The 21,208-nt window shown below is 43.4% G+C and carries 20 protein-coding genes; 6 read left to right on the forward strand and 14 right to left on the reverse strand.

The genetic code is table 11. The features are described from left to right. Positions 1–65: 65 nt before the first annotated feature. The gene (locus AC04MM_RS09070; protein ID WP_475380028.1) at positions 66–1,010 is read left to right on the forward strand and encodes a trypsin-like peptidase domain-containing protein; all 945 of its coding nucleotides are present in this window, start codon (positions 66–68) and stop codon (positions 1,008–1,010) included. Here AC04MM_RS09070 and purM read toward each other — a convergent pair. The 9 genes from purM to AC04MM_RS09115 form a co-directional block, all read right to left on the reverse strand. Then, entirely contained in the window at positions 1,007–2,020 is a 1,014-nt protein-coding gene (gene purM / locus AC04MM_RS09075) for a phosphoribosylformylglycinamidine cyclo-ligase (protein ID WP_475380029.1), read from the reverse strand. The genes AC04MM_RS09070 and purM overlap by 4 nt on opposite strands. 39 nt (positions 2,021–2,059) lie before the next feature. Further along, on the reverse strand, positions 2,060–3,625 hold the full coding sequence (purH, locus tag AC04MM_RS09080; RefSeq protein WP_475380030.1) for a bifunctional phosphoribosylaminoimidazolecarboxamide formyltransferase/IMP cyclohydrolase: 1,566 nt from the start codon (positions 3,623–3,625) through the stop codon (positions 2,060–2,062). After that, the gene (locus tag AC04MM_RS09085) at positions 3,622–4,392 is read right to left on the reverse strand and encodes a phosphoribosylformylglycinamidine synthase subunit PurQ (protein ID WP_475380031.1); all 771 of its coding nucleotides are present in this window, start codon (positions 4,390–4,392) and stop codon (positions 3,622–3,624) included. Before AC04MM_RS09085 ends, purH begins: the two co-directional genes overlap by 4 nt. Then, positions 4,392–7,364, reverse strand: a complete 2,973-nt coding sequence (locus tag AC04MM_RS09090) for a phosphoribosylformylglycinamidine synthase subunit PurL (protein ID WP_475380032.1) — start codon at positions 7,362–7,364, stop codon at positions 4,392–4,394. Before AC04MM_RS09090 ends, AC04MM_RS09085 begins: the two co-directional genes overlap by 1 nt. Before the next feature lie 11 nt (positions 7,365–7,375). Continuing rightward, positions 7,376–7,981 (reverse strand): phosphoribosylglycinamide formyltransferase, encoded by a 606-nt coding sequence (gene purN / locus AC04MM_RS09095; protein WP_475380033.1) that lies wholly within the window; start codon positions 7,979–7,981, stop codon positions 7,376–7,378. Next, positions 7,974–9,272 carry a phosphoribosylamine--glycine ligase gene (gene purD, locus AC04MM_RS09100; protein WP_475380034.1) on the reverse strand — a complete coding sequence of 433 codons (1,299 nt, stop codon included), beginning with the start codon at positions 9,270–9,272 and terminating at the stop codon, positions 7,974–7,976. The genes purN and purD overlap by 8 nt, the downstream gene beginning before the upstream one ends. Further along, positions 9,269–10,312: a phosphoribosylaminoimidazolesuccinocarboxamide synthase gene (locus AC04MM_RS09105; RefSeq protein ID WP_475380035.1), complete on the reverse strand. Its 1,044-nt coding sequence runs from the start codon at positions 10,310–10,312 to the stop codon at positions 9,269–9,271. The genes purD and AC04MM_RS09105 overlap by 4 nt, the downstream gene beginning before the upstream one ends. 2 nt (positions 10,313–10,314) lie before the next feature. Next, entirely contained in the window at positions 10,315–11,817 is a 1,503-nt protein-coding gene (gene purF / locus AC04MM_RS09110) for an amidophosphoribosyltransferase (protein ID WP_475380036.1), read from the reverse strand. Between the two features lie 83 nt (positions 11,818–11,900). Continuing rightward, positions 11,901–12,347: an NUDIX hydrolase gene (locus tag AC04MM_RS09115; protein ID WP_475380037.1), complete on the reverse strand. Its 447-nt coding sequence runs from the start codon at positions 12,345–12,347 to the stop codon at positions 11,901–11,903. Between the two features lie 126 nt (positions 12,348–12,473). Here AC04MM_RS09115 and AC04MM_RS09120 point away from each other — a divergent pair, with 126 nt between their 5' ends. The 4 genes from AC04MM_RS09120 to AC04MM_RS09135 all read left to right on the forward strand — a co-directional run bounded on the left by AC04MM_RS09120 (position 12,474) and on the right by AC04MM_RS09135 (position 15,241). Beyond that, on the forward strand, positions 12,474–13,613 hold the full coding sequence (locus tag AC04MM_RS09120; protein ID WP_475380038.1) for a 5-(carboxyamino)imidazole ribonucleotide synthase: 1,140 nt from the start codon (positions 12,474–12,476) through the stop codon (positions 13,611–13,613). Further along, positions 13,610–14,110: a 5-(carboxyamino)imidazole ribonucleotide mutase gene (gene purE, locus AC04MM_RS09125; protein ID WP_475380039.1), complete on the forward strand. Its 501-nt coding sequence runs from the start codon at positions 13,610–13,612 to the stop codon at positions 14,108–14,110. The genes AC04MM_RS09120 and purE overlap by 4 nt, the downstream gene beginning before the upstream one ends. Position 14,111: 1 nt before the next feature. Further along, on the forward strand, positions 14,112–14,504 hold the full coding sequence (locus tag AC04MM_RS09130; RefSeq protein WP_475380040.1) for a YccF domain-containing protein: 393 nt from the start codon (positions 14,112–14,114) through the stop codon (positions 14,502–14,504). 86 nt (positions 14,505–14,590) lie between these two features. After that, positions 14,591–15,241 (forward strand): hypothetical protein, encoded by a 651-nt coding sequence (locus AC04MM_RS09135; RefSeq protein ID WP_475380041.1) that lies wholly within the window; start codon positions 14,591–14,593, stop codon positions 15,239–15,241. A gap of 99 nt (positions 15,242–15,340) precedes the next feature. On the opposite strand, the gene AC04MM_RS09140 is transcribed toward AC04MM_RS09135, so the two are convergent. From AC04MM_RS09140 to AC04MM_RS09160, 5 genes are all read right to left on the reverse strand, one after another. Further along, positions 15,341–17,848: an acyl-CoA dehydrogenase gene (locus AC04MM_RS09140; protein WP_475380042.1), complete on the reverse strand. Its 2,508-nt coding sequence runs from the start codon at positions 17,846–17,848 to the stop codon at positions 15,341–15,343. Between the two features lie 291 nt (positions 17,849–18,139). Further along, entirely contained in the window at positions 18,140–18,364 is a 225-nt protein-coding gene (locus AC04MM_RS09145; RefSeq protein ID WP_475380043.1) for an acylneuraminate cytidylyltransferase, read from the reverse strand. Positions 18,365–18,437: 73 nt separating this feature from the next. Then, the gene (gene mutM, locus AC04MM_RS09150; protein WP_475380044.1) at positions 18,438–19,292 is read right to left on the reverse strand and encodes a bifunctional DNA-formamidopyrimidine glycosylase/DNA-(apurinic or apyrimidinic site) lyase; all 855 of its coding nucleotides are present in this window, start codon (positions 19,290–19,292) and stop codon (positions 18,438–18,440) included. Next, complete coding sequence (locus tag AC04MM_RS09155; protein WP_475380045.1) at positions 19,292–19,927, reverse strand: DsbA family protein; 636 nt, start codon at positions 19,925–19,927, stop codon at positions 19,292–19,294. Before AC04MM_RS09155 ends, mutM begins: the two co-directional genes overlap by 1 nt. Positions 19,928–19,929: 2 nt before the next feature. After that, positions 19,930–20,343, reverse strand: a complete 414-nt coding sequence (locus AC04MM_RS09160) for a disulfide oxidoreductase (RefSeq protein ID WP_475380046.1) — start codon at positions 20,341–20,343, stop codon at positions 19,930–19,932. A 47-nt stretch (positions 20,344–20,390) separates the two neighbouring features. Between AC04MM_RS09160 and AC04MM_RS09165 the strand changes: the two genes are divergently transcribed. After that, positions 20,391–21,200: an NAD(P)H-hydrate dehydratase gene (locus AC04MM_RS09165; RefSeq protein WP_475380047.1), complete on the forward strand. Its 810-nt coding sequence runs from the start codon at positions 20,391–20,393 to the stop codon at positions 21,198–21,200. Positions 21,201–21,208: the final 8 nt, after the last annotated feature.

Consider the following 21,208-nt stretch of genomic DNA (forward strand, 5'->3'; position numbering starts at 1 on the left):
TTAATTCCCTGATTAAAGCGGCCTATTGCAGCTCAGTTGGCAACTCACTTGCTTTACCGTAGAGCATGATCAAAACACTCACTTTTTTAATGCTTTTACCTGTATTAACTTATGCTTCACCAAAAGCTGGCTTTATCCAAACGTCGATGTTTGAAAATTCGTTGCGCCGCGATGCCGTTGATGTCGAAAAGCTAGGGATCGTGAAGATTCAGACCAACTTAGGTTCAAAATCCGGTCGTTGTACCGGCTATTTTGTTAAAAACATCAATGAGCGATTTTTTATCGCCACTGCCCAGCACTGTGCTAAATATAATTTTGAAAAATACTGCAATGACAAAGGTGTGCACATCACAACAGCCAGCGGCAACCACAAAGGGTTTTGCGAAAGCGTGTTAATTACCCATGATAAGAGTGATTTCGTGATCATCGAAGCGCGCTTTATCAATCCCGAGGCCGTTAGAAAAAGCATAAAATTTTTAACCTTGGCCGACAGTGTTCCGGCCGCAGGCACCAATCTTAAGTTGATCGGTTATCCGGGCGACGAAGAGCGCAGAGGCCAGATAACTGTATCAGAAAAATGTCAGGTTTTATCAACTAATCGTTCAGCCATGCAGGAGTTAACCAAAGAAGAACTGGAATTCTTAGGGGCGAAGAAAAGTCTGCCTCAGGCTCCGCACGTTCAGGCTGATCCAATCAGGCCTCAGGCGGTTGATCCTGAAGTCGCTGCAGCCAAAAAATATGCAAAAGACATCAAGGCTTATGCGGTTAAAAAATTACATAACTGCTCAGTCTACGGCGGTAACAGTGGCGGACCTCTTTTAGCATTCGGTAGCGATGTCGTTGTCGGCATGCCAATGAACTACCTTCGTCTTCCGGTGACGCGAAAATTTAGCGAACACAGTGGAATGCACTTTGAAACCACGCAAAGCTTTATCGAAAATAACCGCCGCGCTTTTGAAGATCTAAAAATAGAACTTCACACCTTGCCCGTGGGCGGTTTGTATTTCTAGATAATTTCGGCACCCTTTAAAAGGACTTTTCCTGAGCCTTGCTTTACCGTGCCTAAAACAAAAGATTTTTCACCCATTTCGTGCAAAGTCTTTATGACAGCCTCGGGCCGATCAGTCGCCACCACAAAACCGACACCCATGTTAAATGTTTTGTGCAGCTCTAATTCAGATAAACCACTCATCGCACATACCGTCTGCATAAAGGCCGGAAGTTCTGCAGTTTGAGAGACCTCGTAATCGAAAGCTTCGTTCATGCGCGGAATATTTAAAAATCCAGAACCGGTGATATTGGCAAGCCCTTTGATATGATCTTTAAATTTGCTCAGTAAATGTAAAACACTGTTTACATAAATCCGAGTCGGCGTTAAGCAGTCATTTTTAAGCTGGACCAGATCAGATGCAGAGAGCTGTTTACTTGCAACTTCAGATATCACTTTTCTAACCAACGAGTAGCCGTTTGAATGAAAACCCGAACTTTGTATGGCCACGAGCGTATCACCAGCTTTAATTTTTTTGCCATCAACCAGGTTGTGCGTAAATACTTCTCCGACCGAAAAACCTGCCAAATCGTAATCACCTTCTTGGTACATGCCCGGCATCTCTGCGGTTTCACCGCCGATCAAAACCATTTTAGACTGCAAACAACCTTCTACGATTCCTGCGATGATCTTTTCTGAGGTTTTTAAGTTCAATTTACTGCTGGCAAAATAATCCAAAAAGAACAAAGGCTTTGCGCCAGAGCAGATCAGATCATTTACACACATCGCAACTAAATCGATACCGATGGTGTCATGTTTATCAAGTTCGATGGCAAGCTTTAGCTTCGTCCCTACCCCATCAGTACTCGATGCTAAGAATCGCTCTTGATCCATTCTATAGAGAGCACAAAAGCCCCCTACCCCGCTCTGAACGCTTTGGTTGTAGGTCGATTTTACCATTTGTGAAATTTTATTTACAAACAGATCAGCTTTTTCGATATCTACACCACTGTCTTTATATGAAATACTCATAATTAAGCTTCTCTTTCTTTTTAGGCACGTACGCGCGGCCTAGTGTCTAAAGTGTCGTACACCGGTCATCACCATGGCGATACCGTATTTATTGCAGGCATCTATAACTTCGTTATCGCGGATGCTTCCGCCCGGTTGCACGATGGCTTTAATCCCTACTTCGTGACAAACATCGACTGAATCCGCAAACGGAAAAAATGCATCCGAGATCATCAACACCTGATCCATCGGGATGTTTTTCATTTTGGCGCGGTGAACCGCAAGCAAACGCAATGAATCTAAACGGTTTGGCTGTCCCATGCCTGTTCCCACCACTGCAAAGCCGTTTGCGGTTTTAGCAACTAAAGCAATGCCGTTTGATTTCAGATGTTTACACGCCAGAACGCCAAAATCGAGCAACTCCTGCTGATTTGGAGGCAGTGATTTTTCAGTCACAAGCTTTGTAACTTCAGTTTTAAAACATCTTTCATCCTCGTCCTGTAGCAATAGACCGCCTGAAATAGAACGCATCATGGTTTCTTTTTGTTTAAATTCGCGCAGCGGCGTTTTTAAAAGTCTTACGTTTTTCTTTCTTGAAAATAACTCTAAAGCTTCCGCTGTGAAATCCGGCGCTATTAAAACTTCGATGAAATTCTGTGTTAAAAATTCGGCGTGTTTAACTTCAACTTTATAAGAACAGGCGATTATGCCGCCAAAGGCCGAGATGTTATCACCGTTCCAGGCTTCCATTAACGAATCAAAACTCTCAGTTGTCGCAGCCAATCCGCATGGGTTTGCGTGTTTAACAACAGCAGTAACAAACTTATCGGGTGCGGCGTGCGCTACATCACTCATTGCACGCCAGGCACTGTCGGCATCAACCCAGTTATTATAGGATAATTCTTTACCCTGGATGATCTCAGCCTTTGCTAAAGTGATCTGCGAATCCGTGTTGTTTTTAAGCATTAAACTTGCACTTTGATGAGGATTTTCGCCGTAGCGTAAGATCTTATTCATTTCCGGAAGATAGTTCTTCGTTAATTCGGTTGCAATCGCCTGATCATACTCAGCGATACGGACAAATGTCTTTACAGCTTGCGCCCTTCTAAACTCAAAGCTAGTGCCCGCTTTGTTTTCTATAAAGTGAGTCATAAAGTTTACGTACTCACCGGCACCTGATAATACCGTGACTGATTCGTAGTTTTTGGCTGCCGCCCGTAACATCAAGGGCCCGCCGATGTCGATGTTTTCAATCAACACATCCTCGGGCGAGTTTTGATTCATATATTTTTCAAACGGGTACAGATTGCAGATCACTAAATCAATCGGTTTAATATTTAATTCTTTTGACTCTTGTAAATCCTGGTCATGGTATCTGCGAAATAACAATCCTGAAGAAATCTGAAAGCTGATGGACTTCATTCTTCCACCGAAAGCCTCTGGATTGCCAGTCAGCGATTCAACGCTTGTTACCGGAAGACCTAACTCTTCTAAGTATTTTTTAGTTCCGCCAGTTGAGATTAATTCAACTTTGTATTCAAACAAAAACTTAGCAATTTTATCAATGCCGTTTTTATCTGAAACACTGATTAGTGCTCTTTTGATGCCTAGATTTTCTGTTCTCATAATAAAAACTCCTCACAGTGCTTTACTGCGTTCATAAAAAAATGTGATCCGAAGGCATGTCCTGATTTTTTAGCTGTACCGTCTGGTAAGAGCCAGTTTGAGGTCGCAGCCTCTGGATGCGGCATCAAACCTAAGATACAGCCTGTCGGATCGGTAACACCTGCAATCTGCTGGTAAGATCCATTCACATCTTCTGTGTATGATAAAGCGATTTGTCCGTTAGAATTAAGCGCCAAAAAAGTATTATGTTGCGTTTTCTGATCCCCGGCAAAAGTGATTTTTCCCTCACCGTGACGGATCGGAAGCTGGATTTCTTTTCCTTGTAATGACTTAGTCCAGATACATTTTGATTCAGGAACTTTTAAACTTACCCATTTGTTAATAAAATGTCCTTGGCGGTTGTGAGTTAAGGTCATTTGTCTTTCGGTAAATGGTTTTGGCAGTAAGCCTAAGCGCACTAGCACCTGAAAGCCGTTACAGATGCCGATAATCAATTTTCTCTGGTTAATAAATTCAGTCAGCGCTACACCTAATGAGTATTTCAGTTTTAACGCTAAAATCTGGCCCGAGCCGATTTCATCTCCGAAAGAAAATCCTCCAGGCAGTGCTAAGATTTGATACTGACCTAATTGCCCTGGCTGATCGATTAAATCCTGAATATGCATGATCTTTGTTTCGCAGCCATAGGGCGCAAAAGCTAAGGCGGTTTCTGTTTCGCAGTTAATACCATCGCCGGTAAGAATAAGCACTTTTACTTTCTTAGGCATTAGATAACTCCTTTTGCTTTTACACGGTACGCCGTTAAACTTTCTGAATTTAAAACCGTAAGTCTATTTTTGATATCTAGCTGACTAGAATCCGTTACTGCTCCTAAGCAGATACAGTGTGCAGCAAACAACCCTTCAAATTCTTTTTGCTTAGTTTTCTCGATCGTTACAACAATACGACCGGCACTTTCTTTAAAAAGATCAAGCGAAGTGCTGATTTCCATGCCAAGACCTGTGGCCATGATTTTTTCAGCCAATGCCACGGCCAGCCCACCTTCTGATACATCGTGTGCACTTTTCACAAATCCAGAAGTGATAGCCTTATATAAAGACTTATACAGCTCTAATTGCTTTTTAAAATCTGTTAATTGCTCAGGCCCCAGTAAGTAAACCAGATCGCCTGCAGCTTTCGCTTCGCTGGTCGTAACATGGCTTAAGGAGCGAACGCGCCCCATAGCGGTCACAAGTAAAGTCGGCAGAACCGAAATCTTAACATCATCAGCCATGAAGTCGTTTTTCATCGAGTCTTTACCGCTGACAAACGGCATTCCGTAATCAGTGCTTAAATCGTAAATCGCTTTTGAAGTACGAACTAACTGCGCAAGCTTGTAAGCACCGTCGGGGTTTTTACTTTGTGTGATTGGATCAGGCCAGCAGTAATTGTCGACTAAAACCATCTCAGACGGATCAGCTCCGACGCAGACGCCGTTTCTTACCGCTTCATCAAGCGCATGCACAGCCATCTCGTAAGCATCATAATGACTCACTTGCGGCGCGATCCCGCAAGAAATAGAAATGGCATTATCCTGTTCACCACCGTGGGGATAGAGCCAGATTACACCTGCATCGGTAGGAGCATGACGGCCTATTTCTTCCGTGCCGGTAAATGGTTTGACCAAAGTGGCTGCTTTAACTTCATGATCATAGCGTCGCACCAGGTGTTCATGCGACCTGATATTGGCAGAAGCTAATAACATGAGTAATTGATCTTTTGCTGACGCTGGCTTCTTCGCTTCTTTAATCCTTCCGCTTAACCAGTGTGATCTTTTAGACGCCTCAACCGAAGCCGTATCAATATGCGCCTTTAACTGCATTGGCTGAAGCGACTCGTGTAAGAAATGTAAATTCAGATCAGCTACGGTTTTTCCCTGATAGCGCACGAGAAGCTGCCCCTGGTTTGTAAACTCGCCGATCACCGACGAAAGGACATTGCGCTTTTCTGATAATTGTAAAAACTGGTGAATCTTTTCTTTTGGCACAGCAAAAGTCATGCGCTCTTGTGATTCACTCACCATTAATTCAAATGGCGAAAGACCCGGATACTTTGTCGGCGCGCGGTCCAAATCAACAATGGCCCCGTTTGTGTAAGTCGCCATCTCACCGATTGAAGAACTTAACCCTCCTGCCCCGTTATCTGTCACACTTGAAAATAAGTTTAAGCCTCTGGCTTCAACTAAAAAATCGCCCAGACGCTTTTGTGTAATCGGGTCACCGATTTGCACAACCGATGCTGGCGCATTTTCGTTTAATTCCATCGAGCTGAAGGTCGCACCATGGATACCGTCTTTACCGATCTTACCACCTGACATGACGATATAGTCACCGGCTCTTTGCCTTTTTTCTGCAGTCGATTGACTATTTTCAGATTGCGGTAAAACCCCAACCGTTCCGCAGAACACCAGGGGTTTTCCGACGAAATCATGATCGTACACGAAAGCGCCATTGACCGTCGGAATCCCTGACTTATTTCCGCCGTCCTGCACCCCTAGATGAACACCTTCTGCGATACGATCCGGGTTTTTAAGTTTAGGGTGAAGGGTAATCTTATGCTCTTTAAAGAATGAATCTTCGGCCAGACAAAAGACGTTTGTGTTAGCGATGGGTTTTGCGCCCTGGCCGCAGCCTAAGATATCTCGGTTTACCCCTAATATACCAGTCAGCGCACCGCCGTAAGGATCAAGTGCCGATGGCGAGTTATGCGTTTCAACCTTAATACAGACATCAACATTTTTATCAAAACGAACAATACCTGCATTATCGTGAAAAACAGAGACCAGCCAATCTAGATTACGATCAGCTCTGATCTTTTCTGTAGCGCCACGGATAAACGTTTTAAATATACTTTTTACTTCAAAGTTACCAAGTTTTTTCATGTGGCTTGGCAGTTCACCTTCAGTGTAATCAATGTGGCTGGCAAATATTTTATGTTTACAGTGTTCTGACCAGCTTTGCGCGATGACTTCCATCTCAACATCAGTCGGATTACGACCTAGAGTTTTAAAGTATTCACGCACAAAATGCATTTCTTCTAAGGTTAAAGCCCAGCAGTTATCGGCATTTATCTTTAACAACGCCTGATCATCTTGGTTTAAATCAATCACCGCCGCTTCATGAGATGTAGAAATCACTTCGACGATCTTTGGCGCCTGCATTCGTAAATTGTTCGCCAAGGCCTCTTTACGGCTTACGCTGACTTTTTGTAATAGTTGATTGGCCAGTTTTTCAAAAGTGTATTTTTCAAAGTCTGTATCAGTTAAAGCAGCAGAACTTTGCATAAAATAGCATTCGCCCGAAGCCACATTTAAATCGTATTTTTTTAGATCAGGAATCAGTTTGAATGCCTCTAACACCGCCTGCGCCGAGTTGTCCGTAACTCCCGGTTTAAAGCTGATGTCGCATAACACAGGGTCAGTAAATCCGCGTTTTGCCAGATAAGCAATCAGGTCCATATTTTTTGACTCGGATGAAAACAAGACTTCGGTAACCGAGTCTGTCAGAATGGTTTTTGCATAAGTGCCGATTTCTGTAATCGGTGCATTTGATTCTAATAAAAAGTAATTTACTTTAAATACTTTATCGAACTTTATGTTGCAGTATTTGGCAAACCACTCCGCAAGTTTAAGCTCGGATAAACTCATCTCAGTCGATTGGTGCTGGTTCGGGTAAATTTCAAATCTATAAGTCGTTTTCAAAACGCAGTCTCCTATTTCAACAAAAACTCATTAGTTAACTTTTCTAAAATGATGGGATAAATTCTGTTCTCCAGTGCAAGGCCACGGGCTTTAAAGGATGCAAAGTCTTCGCCTTCAATCTTTTTTAAGCGCTCCTGGTAGATCATCTTGCCGGTATCCATTCCTTCGTCGACAAAATGAATTGTACAGCCATACTCCTGCATTCCGGATTTAAACGCCTGCTCGTAGGCTTCTTTACCCGGAAACAGTGGCAGCAGTGAGGGGTGAATATTTACAACTTTAAATTGTTCGATTTTATGGTCGTAAAAATTCTGTAAAAAATCTTTGGATAACAGCCTCATAAATCCGGCCAGCACTACCCAATCCGGCTGGTATTTGTTGATCGCTTGCACCAGACGCTGTTCAAAGCTGGCTTTAGTTTCATCTTTTACTTTAACCACGGTCAGAGTTTCGACGTTGAGATTTTTTGCGCGGCTTAAAACCAAAGCTTCTGATTGATCACTGATCACCGCCGCCACATGGTACGAATCATGAGCCTGAGAATAGCGAATAATGCTTTCAGCATTTGAACCGCTGCCTGACGCTAGAATGACGATCTTAGCTTTATGGTTACCCACGCTCGATACCTCGTGCCTTAAGAGAAGCACCGATATCAGTTCTAAACTGGGCTCCGGCAAATTTAATTTTAGCGATATCCGCGTAAGCTTTTTCGCGCGCTTTTTCGAAAGTATCAGCTACTGCAGTTAACCCTAAGACCCGGCCGCCGGCAGTCGTTAACTGAGAGTCAGAACGATTTACGCCGGCAAAAAAGATCTTTGTTGCTAATTCAACCGGTAAAGTGATTTCATCGCCACTGCGAACCGGAATCCCCTCAGTGCCCGGGTAACCGTGAGCGGCCATCACCACATGAATCGCCTTTTCATTTTTCATCGCTACAGAAGTATTATGTAACACACCTTCGGCACAGGCTAAAAAAAGTGGAACGATATCATCATCAATCAAGGTCATCAGCGCCTGCGTTTCCGGATCACCAAAGCGAACGTTAAATTCTAAAGTTTTATAACCGTGAGGCGTTTTCATTAACCCTGCAAATAGAACTCCGGTAAAAGGTGTGCCGCGTTTGTTCATTTCGGCGATCACCGGTTTGATGATTTTATTCATCACATAGTCATGGTCAGCGGGTGCCCAATACGGCGACGGCGAAATCACACCCATGCCGCCGGTATTAGGCCCCTGATCATTATCCCGCAAACGTTTGTGATCACTGGCTGTACCTAAGAAAGTTACATTATTACCATCACTTAGCGCGAATACTGAAACTTCTGGACCAACTAAAAATTCTTCAATCAACAGATCCCGCACTTTGAATCCGAGAATATCATTCACCATAAAATCGTTTACGGCTTTAAAAGCGCTCGTTTTATCAGGACAAACAACGACACCTTTACCCGCTGCTAAGCCATCGGCTTTAACGACCATCTGAGTCCAAGGCGTACGTTCAATAAACTCAGACGCGGCCTGAAAAGTTTTAAACGATTTATAGGCAGCTGTCGGAACATGGCTAGCTGCCATGATCTCTTTGGCAAATGTCTTTGAAGATTCTAATTGCGCCGCTGATTTTGAAGGGCCGAACACTTTTAGGTTGTTGGCTTTAAACAGATCTTGCAGGCCCAAACTTAAACAATTTTCAGGACCTACCACCGTTAAATCAATTTTTTCTTTAAGTGCAAAATGCAATAATCCTTCAACATCGGTGGCTTTTATATTCACCGGTGTCAGATTTGGAAGTTTATGAAACATCCCTCCGTTACCCGGAGCAACAAATACTTGCCGAACTTTGGGAGAGTGCAAGATTTTCCAGGCTAAAGCATGTTCACGGCCACCCGAACCAACAATTAAAATTTTCATAAATACTTCTCCATGTAAGCTTTAACATTTAGCTGCGGAGAAAATGGCAGCGGTAAATTCAAAGTGGCAAAAACCGAGTTACAATAGCCCTGGTAGAGATCTTCAGCTTTTTGTTTATTTTGAAGCGAAAGCTTTATTGGCCACTGCTTATACTTCGTTGTGCAGATTTCTTTAAAGTCTAGACCTGTGTGCGCGGCTTCTTCTTTCGCCGCAGTTAAAGCATTGAACCATTCAGTCCCCCTATAGACTTCGCGTAAAAACTCTTTTGAAAGGCTGCGCCCTTGGTTAAGCAAACGAAGCTCATCGATGCCGATCGAGTCAACCAGCATAAAATCACGATCCAGCCCGCCCCCCCCCTGAATGAAGGCGAATTCAACCTTACCATCCCAAAGCTCTAGACCCATTTTTTGATGAAAGTCTTGTAAAACAATGGCAATCGCGGTCGCCTGAGAGATAAGCTTTTGCAATTCACCATCACTCATTCCCGCAATTGCCTGCGCTTCAGAATACGATAAATAACGATCGCCATTTTCAAGCTTCGTTGAAAAATCAATGAGTGGCTTTTCTAACATTCCTCCCTCTTCAGGAACTGAGGTTAAGCCAAATTGTTTGACCAACTCAGGATTGGCATTAAATCTTTTTGATAGCGAATTGCCACGGGCTAAACCTAAACGAAAAATAACCTCAAGAGGGACTAACACATTTACCAAACGGTCCTGATAGGGTTTATAGTTATAACCGGCAACTTCTTTTACTGGCCGCACCACTTTAATGTTTTTTACCCGGCAGCAATTGGTAACCCCAGAACCCACCAGCCCAAGCATATGGTGCTTAAGGCCGATTTGTTTTTCTAGATACTGAAAAAAAGCAAAACCCATTAAATTTAATGCGGCCCCTTTATTTGCAATCTGATCCGGCATCTCACCCCAATCAAAAACCGAATAGCGGTCGGAGTATTCAAACACCAATGAATCATCACTCACCAAGCCGCGAACATTTTTTACAGATCCCTGGTATAAAAGCGGAGGCAACTTAAACATATTTACCCCTCAATGCGATGCGCTTGGCGAATTTCGCTAAAATGTTTATTACTACAATCAACCGGATATTTTCCATCGATACAAGCCATGCATAACTTCTCGGAACCGATCGATTTTTTAAGCCCTTCAGTTGAAAGGTAAAAAATATGATCCGCTCCTAACATTTTGGCTACCTCTGGTTCAGATTTACCAAAAGCCACCAATTCTTGCGGATCCGGAAAATCAACCCCGTAAAAACACGGGTGTCGAATCGGTGGACATGTCGAAGCTAAATAGACCTCTGTGGCACCAGCTTCGCGAACCATATCAATGATCTTTTTAGAGGTTGTTCCGCGCACAACGGAATCATCGACTAACATAACTTTTTTACCTTTGATCTCAGAGGCAATCGCCGTAAGTTTCAATTGCACCGCACGCTTACGCGATTCTTGGGTATTTAAAATAAAACTACGCTGGATATAACGGTTTTTAATAAGAACCTCGCGGTACGGAATTCCCAACGTTTCACTCAGACTGATGGCGGCTACCCGGGATGTTTCCGGAATTGGTACGATGATATCGGGATTAATGGTGCCATCGGCGATCTTGTGGCGGATTTCTTCGGCAATGTGCTTGCCAAAATTTAAACGCGTGCCGTAGACCGACACATTTTCTAACTTACTTTCAGGGTTTGAGAAATAAACATACTCAAACATGCAGGTTTTCTGCGGGATTTTATTTTGCACTGAATAATTAGATGACGAATAAACTTCGCCCGAGTGATCAATGAAAATAATCTCACCGGGGCTTAAATCGCGAATCACTTCATAACCTAAGAAGTTCATCGCATTGGTCTCCGAACTGGCGCAATAACTCCAGCCAAAATTATTCGGCTGTTGATTTTTTTCATCCTCGGTCAGCGGTCTGCGTCCCAGAATAAGCGGCCTGATCCCGTGCGGATCGCGAAATGCAAAGAATCCTTTTTCTGCAACCACCCCCAAAACGGAAAATCCCCCTTTGGCTTGGTCAAAGAGGGATTTAACTGAGGTCTGAAATTTATCAAAAGAGAAGTTTAAGTCTTGAGTTTTTAATAGGTTTTGCGAAAGGATATTTAGAAGGGCTTCAAGATCATTTTGCGTAAACAGGATTCGGTTCGTGGTTTCTTTCAGGTCACTTTTAAGCTGGTAATAATTTACGAGATTACCGTTATGAACCATGCCGATACCGAAGGGATAATTCACCATCATCGGCTGCAAATCCCGCTTGGCATCTAAGGCCGTCTTGGGACCTACGGTGGCATACCTGGTGTGCCCGATACTAATATCGCCGCTTATGCCATAGAGTTTTTGTTCGTCGAAAACTTTAGCTACTAAACCGACATCTTTATAGAGAGAGAAATTTTTTGATTGGGAATTAAACGAAAGGATCCCAGCTGCGTCTTGACCACGGTGCTGCAAGAGCTGCAGACCTTGTTGAACCTCTTGAGATGAATACGGAGTTCCAAAAACTCCAATTACACCGCACATGGGTACTCCTATAAAAAACATCACATATGGCTCATAGTCTCCAAGTCACATGGATGGTTAAGTGTTGTGATGTAACTATAGAATTAGATAATTATGTTTTCAAGTAATTTGTCTTTTAACGTTTTTGGATAAAACTGCGTTGATTCCTGTATTAAAAAATTAGCATCAATCCATTCTGCGTCATTTAAAATTTCACCGGGCTCAAAAAGTTTAAAGCGCGCCTTATTATACTGAGACTTATCAATAAATTCACACAGATAGACTTGCACCAGCTCATGCTTTTGTTTTCCATGCTTCACAAAAATACTTTCATAACATCCAACATGCTTAAGCACTTTAACTTCCAGCTGGGTCTCTTCAAAAAATTCGCGCACCGCTGCTTTTTCAGACAATTCGCCAAACTCCACACGACCGCCAATCAGTCTATATATATGTTGCCCGTTTTTCTCATCCTGAATCCGGTAAACCAGAATCTTGTCGTTTTTTACTATTAGTACCTGTGCTTTAACTTTTACCCGTGGCGCGCCCATGGCCAATCATTGCACCGAATACTCTCCCCGTCACACCGTTAATTAGCCACAATTATTCAAAAAATAGATATTGATCATACGTTCCTTGCCCCGTATATTCAAACTCACAGGGGTAAAGGATCACGTATGAATGCAAATACGGTCTTAGGGATATTAGGTAGCGGACAGTTGTCGCGGATGACGGCACAGGCAGCTTATGACCTTGGTATCAAAACCCACGTTGTCTGCTCCGAAGATATCAACTCTCTAAGCCCAGCTTCACAGGTAGCCACTTACACCACCAAAGCCAACTTTTCTGAAATCGAAAAAATTCTGCAGTTTGCCGGCCAGTGTGATTTCATCACGCTTGAAAACGAATTTATTGATCAGGCGGTCTTAAACGCCATCGAAGAAAAATATCCCGATAAACTTTATCCGTCGGCTAAGACTTTTAAGTTAATCGGCGATAAAATCAGCGAGAAAAATACTTTTGCCAAAGCCGGGATTCAGGTCTGCCCTTTCAAAGAAGTCACAAACAAAGATGATGTTTTAAGTTTTATCAAATCGCATGGCTTACCTGTGGTTTTAAAATCAGCCAAAGGTGGTTACGATGGCTATGGCAATGTGACGATTAAATCCGAAGATGAAATTGAACCTGCCCTGGTCAAATTAAAGGGCCAAAAGCTGGTCGAAGCTTTTATTCCGTACACTAAAGAAGTGGCCATCATGGCGGCACGAAACAGCAGCGGCACCGTGCTCTATCCTATTGCGGAGACTATACAGGAAGACCACATCTGCCATTATGTTACATCGCCTTGCGAGTTATCTGACACTATCGAAGAACAAATCAAAGACTACACCATTCGTGCCCTTGAAGCCATCGGCGCACGCGGTGTTTACGCCTTTGAGTTTTTCTTAACCGCTGACGGCAAAGTTTATTTAAACGAATCCGCACCGCGCCCGCATAACTCAGGACACTACACGATGAATGCCTGTATCACATCCCAGTTTCACAACCACGTGCGCAGTGTTCTGGATTTACCTTTAGGTGAAACACAGCTGACAACTAAATATGCTGTTATGTTAAATTTGCTTGGCACCAAAAACCAGGTGGCAGAACTACAGCCTTTGAATGTGTTTATGAAAGTTCCTAATGGGCACTTACATCTTTACGGAAAATCGATGTCAAAACCTGGCCGCAAAATGGGACACTTCACTGTTTGTGGTAATAACAAAGATGAAATCTTTTTACGCGTTAAAAAACTAAAAGGAATTTATAGTTTATGAAAAAAACTAGCAAAACAAAAAAATCTGCAAGCCAAGTAGCCGTAATCATGGGAAGCCAGTCTGACTGGGAAACTATGAAGGGCGCCTGTGAGATATTGGCTGATTTTGATATTCCTTTTGAAAAAAAAGTTTTATCTGCTCACCGCACGCCGGATGATATGCGTGAATTTGCAATTAACGCCAGAAATAACGGAATTAAAGTGATTATCGCCGGAGCTGGCGGTGCCGCGCACTTACCGGGCATGACCGCATCGTACACAACCCTTCCAGTTATCGGTGTACCGGTAAAATCTAAATCACTGGATGGCATGGACAGTTTACTTTCAATCGTACAGATGCCAAAAGGTGTCCCGGTTGCCACCGTATCCATCGGCAATTCAGCTAATGCGGGGTTGTTAGCGTTACAGATGTTGGCCATTGAAAATTCAGCGATCGCAAAAAAACTTGAACACTTTCGCCTTGAACAAAGCGCTAACGTAAAGAAAATGAGGATCTAATATGATGCGTGTTTTATTAAATGTACTTTGGTTATTTTTTGGTGGCTGGACGACGGCCATATCTTGGTTTACTTCAGCGTTTTTCATGGTGATCACCATCGTCGGCATTCCGTGGGCGCGCGCGGCTATTAATATCGGTTTGTTAAATCTTTGGCCTTTTGGTTCTGATGTTGTATCGCGCGAAAGAATCAGTGGCCCGGATATCGGCACCGGTAGCCTGGGCTTAATTGGCAATGTTTTATGGTTTGTGTTCTGTGGCTGGTGGTTGGCCGCACTACATATCCTATGGGGTATTTTATTCTGCATCACTATAATCGGCATTCCGTTTGGTCTGCAGCATTTTAAATTGGCTAAAATTTCATTTGCACCTATCGGCAAAGCCATTGTTTTTTAACCAGAGAGAGCTGTCTTAACAATACCCTAACTTGAGGATCTTTACTGGTTCTGGCAGAAGTGTCTAAAACCATCAGGGAGTCATTCATGAAAACGGTGCTATTTTTAACAGGCTTTATCATCAACATTAACGTATACGCATTTACCCAAACGGCGAAATTGGACTTTACCAATCTTTATGGCAACACCGACGCAGGCGTTTACAATATGGCGGTGTCGTTTGTGCCAAAAACCACACCTTCCGTAAGTTTTTTAAACTTCTCTACCCATCACGATGATGGCATCAACTATTGCGTAACCGAAGCTAAATTTGAAATCGGCACGATGAAGTTCGTACTTACCGATAAACAAATGTGGCAGTTTGAAAAATATAAAACTGTCTTTGCAGTCATCACCCAGCAATCAGAAGATGCCACTTGCGTAACCGAGCTTTCGCAATTTTCCGGCCGCCAGACTCTGTATGCACAAATCGGTTTAGACCAGGCCATCTTACTTCCGGTAAAAGCACCATATGACTTCAAAACAGTTACAGCCTGGCTCGCTCCGTTTAACGGCTACTTAACTCTGGCAACAGACATCGCCGCAGTTAACGGTGAGTTAATCGTTGATCCAAGTAAGCTATTAACGGAAGACAACATCGTAAGCCAAAATAAAAACAACGCTTCGGTGACCTACTATGTAACCGCCAATAAGCAAAACACATCATTATCACTGGGTTCAGGCCTGGTTAAGTTCTAAGATTTAAAAATTTGAGATTTGCATAATAAAAAAGGCGACTTCTTCAAGTCGCCTTTTTTATGGCTGTGCTAAGCTGCTCCCGCAAATGGGACGCTCTGACTATGGCATTTTTTCTTGGTATTCAGACTCTGAGAAATCATCAACTAAGATCGCATCGTATCTTACTTTATCGGCTTCAGATAATAGGTTGAATTCTTCCTGCGAGATAATCTTTCTTGCTAAGGCATCTTCCCAAGAAGCTTTACCTTTTTTCTTAGCGATCGAACCGGCTTTGATGGCATTACGGATTTTTTTCTCCGCCGCCTCAGCGCGCGTTACTACGTTAAATGCATTTTCTAAGCGGGCTGTCTGATCACCTTTTGCAAGACGTGCGATTACCTCAGCCGGACCATGCGACTTTTCGCCCACCCAGTAAATACCATCAGTGATACGGTCACGCTGCTCACCTGCCGTCATCATAGACTGAGTGATTAAGTGTGACCAACCATCAGTACCCTGCGAACCGATTGAATTGATACGTGACCATGCACCAAGAACATCTTTCATTAAGAAACGATAGATGCCGCCGATCACAGGCACTTCAAGTTTTAAGTTATCAAATAAACCATCAAACGATTTTTGGATTTGGGCCATAGAATCTTTTAAGAAGTACTGAACATAAGGAAGATCTTCTTCACGTTGACCTTCTTCTTCGAAACGGCGTAATACCGCCGTTGATAAGTACATATGTGCAAAGATATCGGCAAAACGACCCGTGATTTTTTCTTTTAATTTTAATTGTCCGCCCAATGTACCCATCGCAACGTCAGCTAAAATTGCAAACGTAGCTGATGCCCATTGAAGTCGTCTGTAGTGAATTTTGGTTTTCGGGTGAACTCCAGACGGAGCGCAAGCCAAATAACCACGTGATAATGATAATAAAACCGAACGGCATAGGTTAGTTACAACGTGACCGATGTGGCCCCAGAAAGCAGCATCAAACCCTTTACTGTCGCCTTTATCGATTGTACGTACTTCTTCAAACGCGAACGGATGACAACGTAATGCCCCTTGGCCGAAGATGATCAGAGTTCTGGTCATGATGTTAGCGCCTTCAACCGTGATACCGATCGGCATTGCGACGTAACCTTCAGCGATCAGGTTTCTTTGACCTAAAGAAATGCCGGCACCGCCCATGACATCCATACAGTCATTTACTGCTGAACGAGACATTTCGGTCGCGTGGTATTTCATCATCGCGGTCACAACCGGCGGTTTAATACCTTTATCAAGAGCACCTAATGTAAATCTGCGGGCCGCATCCAAGGCATAGGCTTTAGATCCGATACGCGCCATTGGTTCTTCAACACCTTCAAATTTACCGATTGATAGACCGAATTGTTTACGGATGAAAGCGTGCGATGAAGCCGTACGGTAACAAAGTTTTGCACCACCGGTTGATTGTGCGGGTAAGGAAACACCACGACCTGCAGCAAGACACTCCATCAACATACCCCAGCCTTTACCGCAACCTTCAGCTCCGCCGACCACGGCGTCTTCGACAGTTACGACAACATCTTTACCTTGCGTTGGACAGTTATGAAACGGGATCGTCAATGGATCGTGACGACGGTCATTGACTACACCAGGAGTCGACGCTGGAACCAAGGCACAGGTGATACCTACGTCTTCGCCCTTACCTAATAAATTTTCTGGATCGCGCAAACGAAACGCAAGACCGATCACCGTTGAAACCTGCGCTAAAGTGATCCAGCGTTTATTCCAGTTAAGTTTGATTTTTAATTTACCATCAGTGTCTTTAAACACCACACCTGAAGATGTGATTGAACCTGCATCAGAGCCAGCTTGCGGTTCTGTTAAACCGAAACATGGTATCTCTTGGCCTTTTGCTAAGCGCGGTAACCAGTAATTCTTTTGCGCTTCAGTTCCGTAGTGAATCAATAACTCTGCCGGACCTAAAGAGTTCGGAACCATGACCGAGATCGAAGCTGAGATAGAACGCGTTGAAAGCTTCATCACCACTTCAGAATGGGCCATATTTGAAAAACCTAGACCACCGTATTCTTTAGGAATAATCATCCCTAGAAAGCCTTTATCTTTGATAAATTGCCACATTTCCTGCGGCATTTCGCGGTTACGCCAGATTTTCCACGGATTAGCCATTTTGCATAGCTCTTCAACTGGACCATCCATGAAGGCCTGTTCTTCTGCTGTAAGCTTTGCATATGGCTCAGCCAAGATTTTTTTGAAATCCGGGCGGCCTGAGAATAAGTCTTTTTCAATCCACACTACGCCGGCTTCTAAAGCGGTTCTTTCCGTTTCAGAAATTTTTGGCATGATCCCCTTCATCATTTTCATTAATGGAGTTGAGATCAAAATTGTTCTGATCGGCTTAATTAAAAACAGCACAAAAAGCGCTGCTACTGCGGCTGTCAGAGCACTAGGCGCGCCTAAGCCAAACAACAGCGCGACAGATACCACTGCCCAGACAAACAACGGCAGGCTAAAAAACCCTAAGAAAAGTAAGATGATGATTGAGCCGGTGATTAGGGCCCAGCTTGGCGCTAGGCCGGTTAAAAATCCCTGATAGCTTAATAGTGCGTCCACAAAAGTCTCCTTAAGTTGTGCCTGCATCGGCATGCAAGATGTAATATACAATTATTTCAGCACCCTACGGGACTTCTGACAAGCGGCAATTACTAGAGCCTTAGCTCTTTAGGTCTAATCGGAGGTTATAAGCAACTGTCGTTATGTTACGATGAACTGTGTTGTTACGAGATGGTCGAGTTTTCACTCTAAGAGATAAACAAAATCTATAGAAAAATAGAGGTGCCAAAAACAAAAAGCCAGTCACAGGGACTGGCTTTTCATTGTTAGCTTTTCTTTAGCTAAAACTAATTACTTAGTTTCAGTTGGAGCTGGAGCTGCTGCATCAGTTGGAGCTGGAGTAGCAGTTTCAGTTGGAGCTGCAGTAGCTGCTGCGCCTTCAGTTGGAGCTGGAGTAGCTTCAGCTGTAGGTTGAGCTGCTTCAGTTGGAGCTGCTGCTTCTGGAGCGTTTTTAGAACAAGTAAAACCTGTTGTGAATGATAAAGCTAATAAAGCTGTTACTAATAATGCTTTCATGGAAAGTCCTTTTGTTAAAACCCTATGGGGTATTTGTTATTAAATTTGTGTGAATTAAAGAAATCATGAAATTCTAGCGTTGGCAAGTGTTACAAAAAAAAGTTGATCGGCCTGCCTGAACTTTGCGAACGATGGTTCCGGTCTTACAGCGCGGACACTTTGTCTTTTCCTTACCGTAAACTAAGTGGGATTTTTGAAAGCTTCCCGCTTCTTCATTCACATTGCGGTAGTTTTTGATGCTTGATCCACCCATTTTAATTGCCTGAGATAAATTTTTTTTAATCTCGGCAATGAGCTTAACGAATGATTCTTTTTTAACCTTTGCTGTTTGTTTAAAGGGATCTAATCCGGCCAAAAACAGGGCTTCACAGGCGTAAATATTGCCGACCCCGACAATAAATTTTTGGTTCATAATGAACGATTTTAGAGGAGATTTCGAGCGTTTAGCTGACTTGTAAAGGTCATCGATTTGCGTATCGGTCATCTCAAGTGGCTCAAAACCATAGTCTTTAAAATAGACCGCTAAATCCTGTTTTCTGATCGCGTGAATAAAGCCAAACCGGCGAGGATCGTTGTATATAAGCCACATTTCTTTAGCCTTTGCTGCCTTACCGTCTTCAAAGCCAAGCGCCAAATGGTCATGTTTTTTCGGGGAATATTGGGACAACGAACCTCTATGAACACTCCACGCCCCGGTCATACCGAGGTGAGAGATGATTAAATAATCAGCAAACTCAAGCACGATAAACTTAGCCCGCCGGTGAATATTAATAAGTCGATTTTCACCGCTGACTATTTTTTGCAAAATTTTATCGGGGATCGGAAAACGCACGTCCTTACGCCAAAGCCTGGTCGCGATCAGATTTTTACCGATCACGATCTCATTTAAATTACGGACGACTATTTCTACCTCTGGAAGCTCGGGCATTATTTAAGTAGCTCGTCAATTTTAGCTTTTAAAGATTGGTATCGTAAATCATCAACCATCTGGCCATTGATAAATAAGGTCGGCGTACCCATGACACCTAAAGCTTTACCGTCGGCCTGGTCTAATTCGATTTTAGCGCGGTGTTTGGCAATCAAGTCCTGTGGTTTGATATCCATGATATCAATATCAAGTTTTTTAAGAATTACGGCTATTAACTCTGGTTTTGGATCATGATGATCAGCCCACTGCGGCTGACTGTAAAACAAAGTAGATAACGCCTCAAAGTACTTGCCTGAAGGACGGGTTTCTTCCAGTGCTGCTGCGGCTAGTACCGAATTTTTGTGTAACGGCATATAGCGAACGACAAAATAAACTTTATCGCCGTACTCTTTAACTAACCCCTTGATCACTGGATCAACAGCGGCACAGGCTTCACATTCAGGATCTAAGAATTCTACGATGGTGACCTTGGCGTCTTTATTACCCATGGTCGGATGATCTTCGCGGATTAAATGTTCCGAAGCTTTGCTGTCGACATTGGCCTGCTGGGCACCGCGGTATTGTGAACGCATTAGCGCAAAACCAGCGATCGCTAATATTAAAACTGCAGCAATAAAAATTAAATTCTTTTTCATGATTACTCTTCCTTACTTTTAAGAACCTTAAAACCGATTAATGTAATTAACAAAAATGCCATCAGTGACATTAACGGAATTGTGATAAAACCTAACCATTCAATCTGGCGCGACGTGCAGGATACACCACTCGTGCACGGCGTGATACTTTCCGGAATCAAGTGATAATACAGCAGATTATGGTAAATGGCGATAATAAGCCCCGTTACACTTAAGCTTAAGCCGTAGATAAATGACTCTTTGGCTTTACGAAAAAGTCCCACTGTAAAAATCAACACCAATGGGTACATCAAAATACGCTGATACCAACACAGCACACAGGGTGGCAAAAGCATCACTTCAGAGAAAAATAAACTTCCGCCGGTTGCAATAACAGAAAGTATCAGTGCCATTTTCAAAAACAGGTCATTCGTCATTCCCTAGAGGTAGCACATGGCATTCAATCTGCAACGCTTGCTGTTTGATGCCAAAATTAATCCCGATCACCAAAAACGAACTGCCCAGTCTTTTGCCAAAAAGAGCCGAAGATGCGCACAAATACGCCGGAGGAAAGTCACTGATCATTGCAGGCTCACAAGGTCTTTGGGGGGCGGCTTACCTAAGTGCAAAAGCGTGCTACCGGGTTGGCGCAGGTTTTGTCTACTTATCCGATAAAACCCCCGAACTCACTTTGCATCCGCATTTTTTATCGCTGCCAATAAGCGAAGATATGCCGTTAGATACTTTTGCAGCCATTGCAATGGGCCCAGGCTTAACGTTAACCCGGGAGATAAGAAAGACCTTTAGCCATATCCAGCGTCACTTTTCTAAACCGGTCGTCATTGATGCCGCAGCGTTACCGTTAGTCACTGAGCTATCAAAAGATTGGATCATCACCCCCCATGAAGGCGAACTGGCAAAACTTATAAATATAACCGCCGATGAAATTCGCGCTGACCGCTATAAAGCCGTGCGACTCGCGCAGGATAGCTTTGGAGGTATGGTGGTCTTAAAGGGCCACAGAACTTTAGTTGCCAACGACCACAACACCTTTGAAATTCAAACCGGAAACCGTGCTTTAGCAAAAGCCGGAACCGGCGATGTGCTCACTGGTATGATCACCGGTTTTTTAAGCCAGGGGCTTAAACCGATCGATGCCACTGTTTTAGCCTGTGGTTTACATGGCTACCTGGCTGACCGCTGGGTTGAAACTAAAGATCATTTGTCGCTGATCGCCAGCGACCTCATCGACCTGCTGCCGGAGGCAATTTTTACTCTGCGCGAGGAAAAATGATTGCAACT

Source organism: Bdellovibrio sp. SBM16, assembly GCF_056175625.1.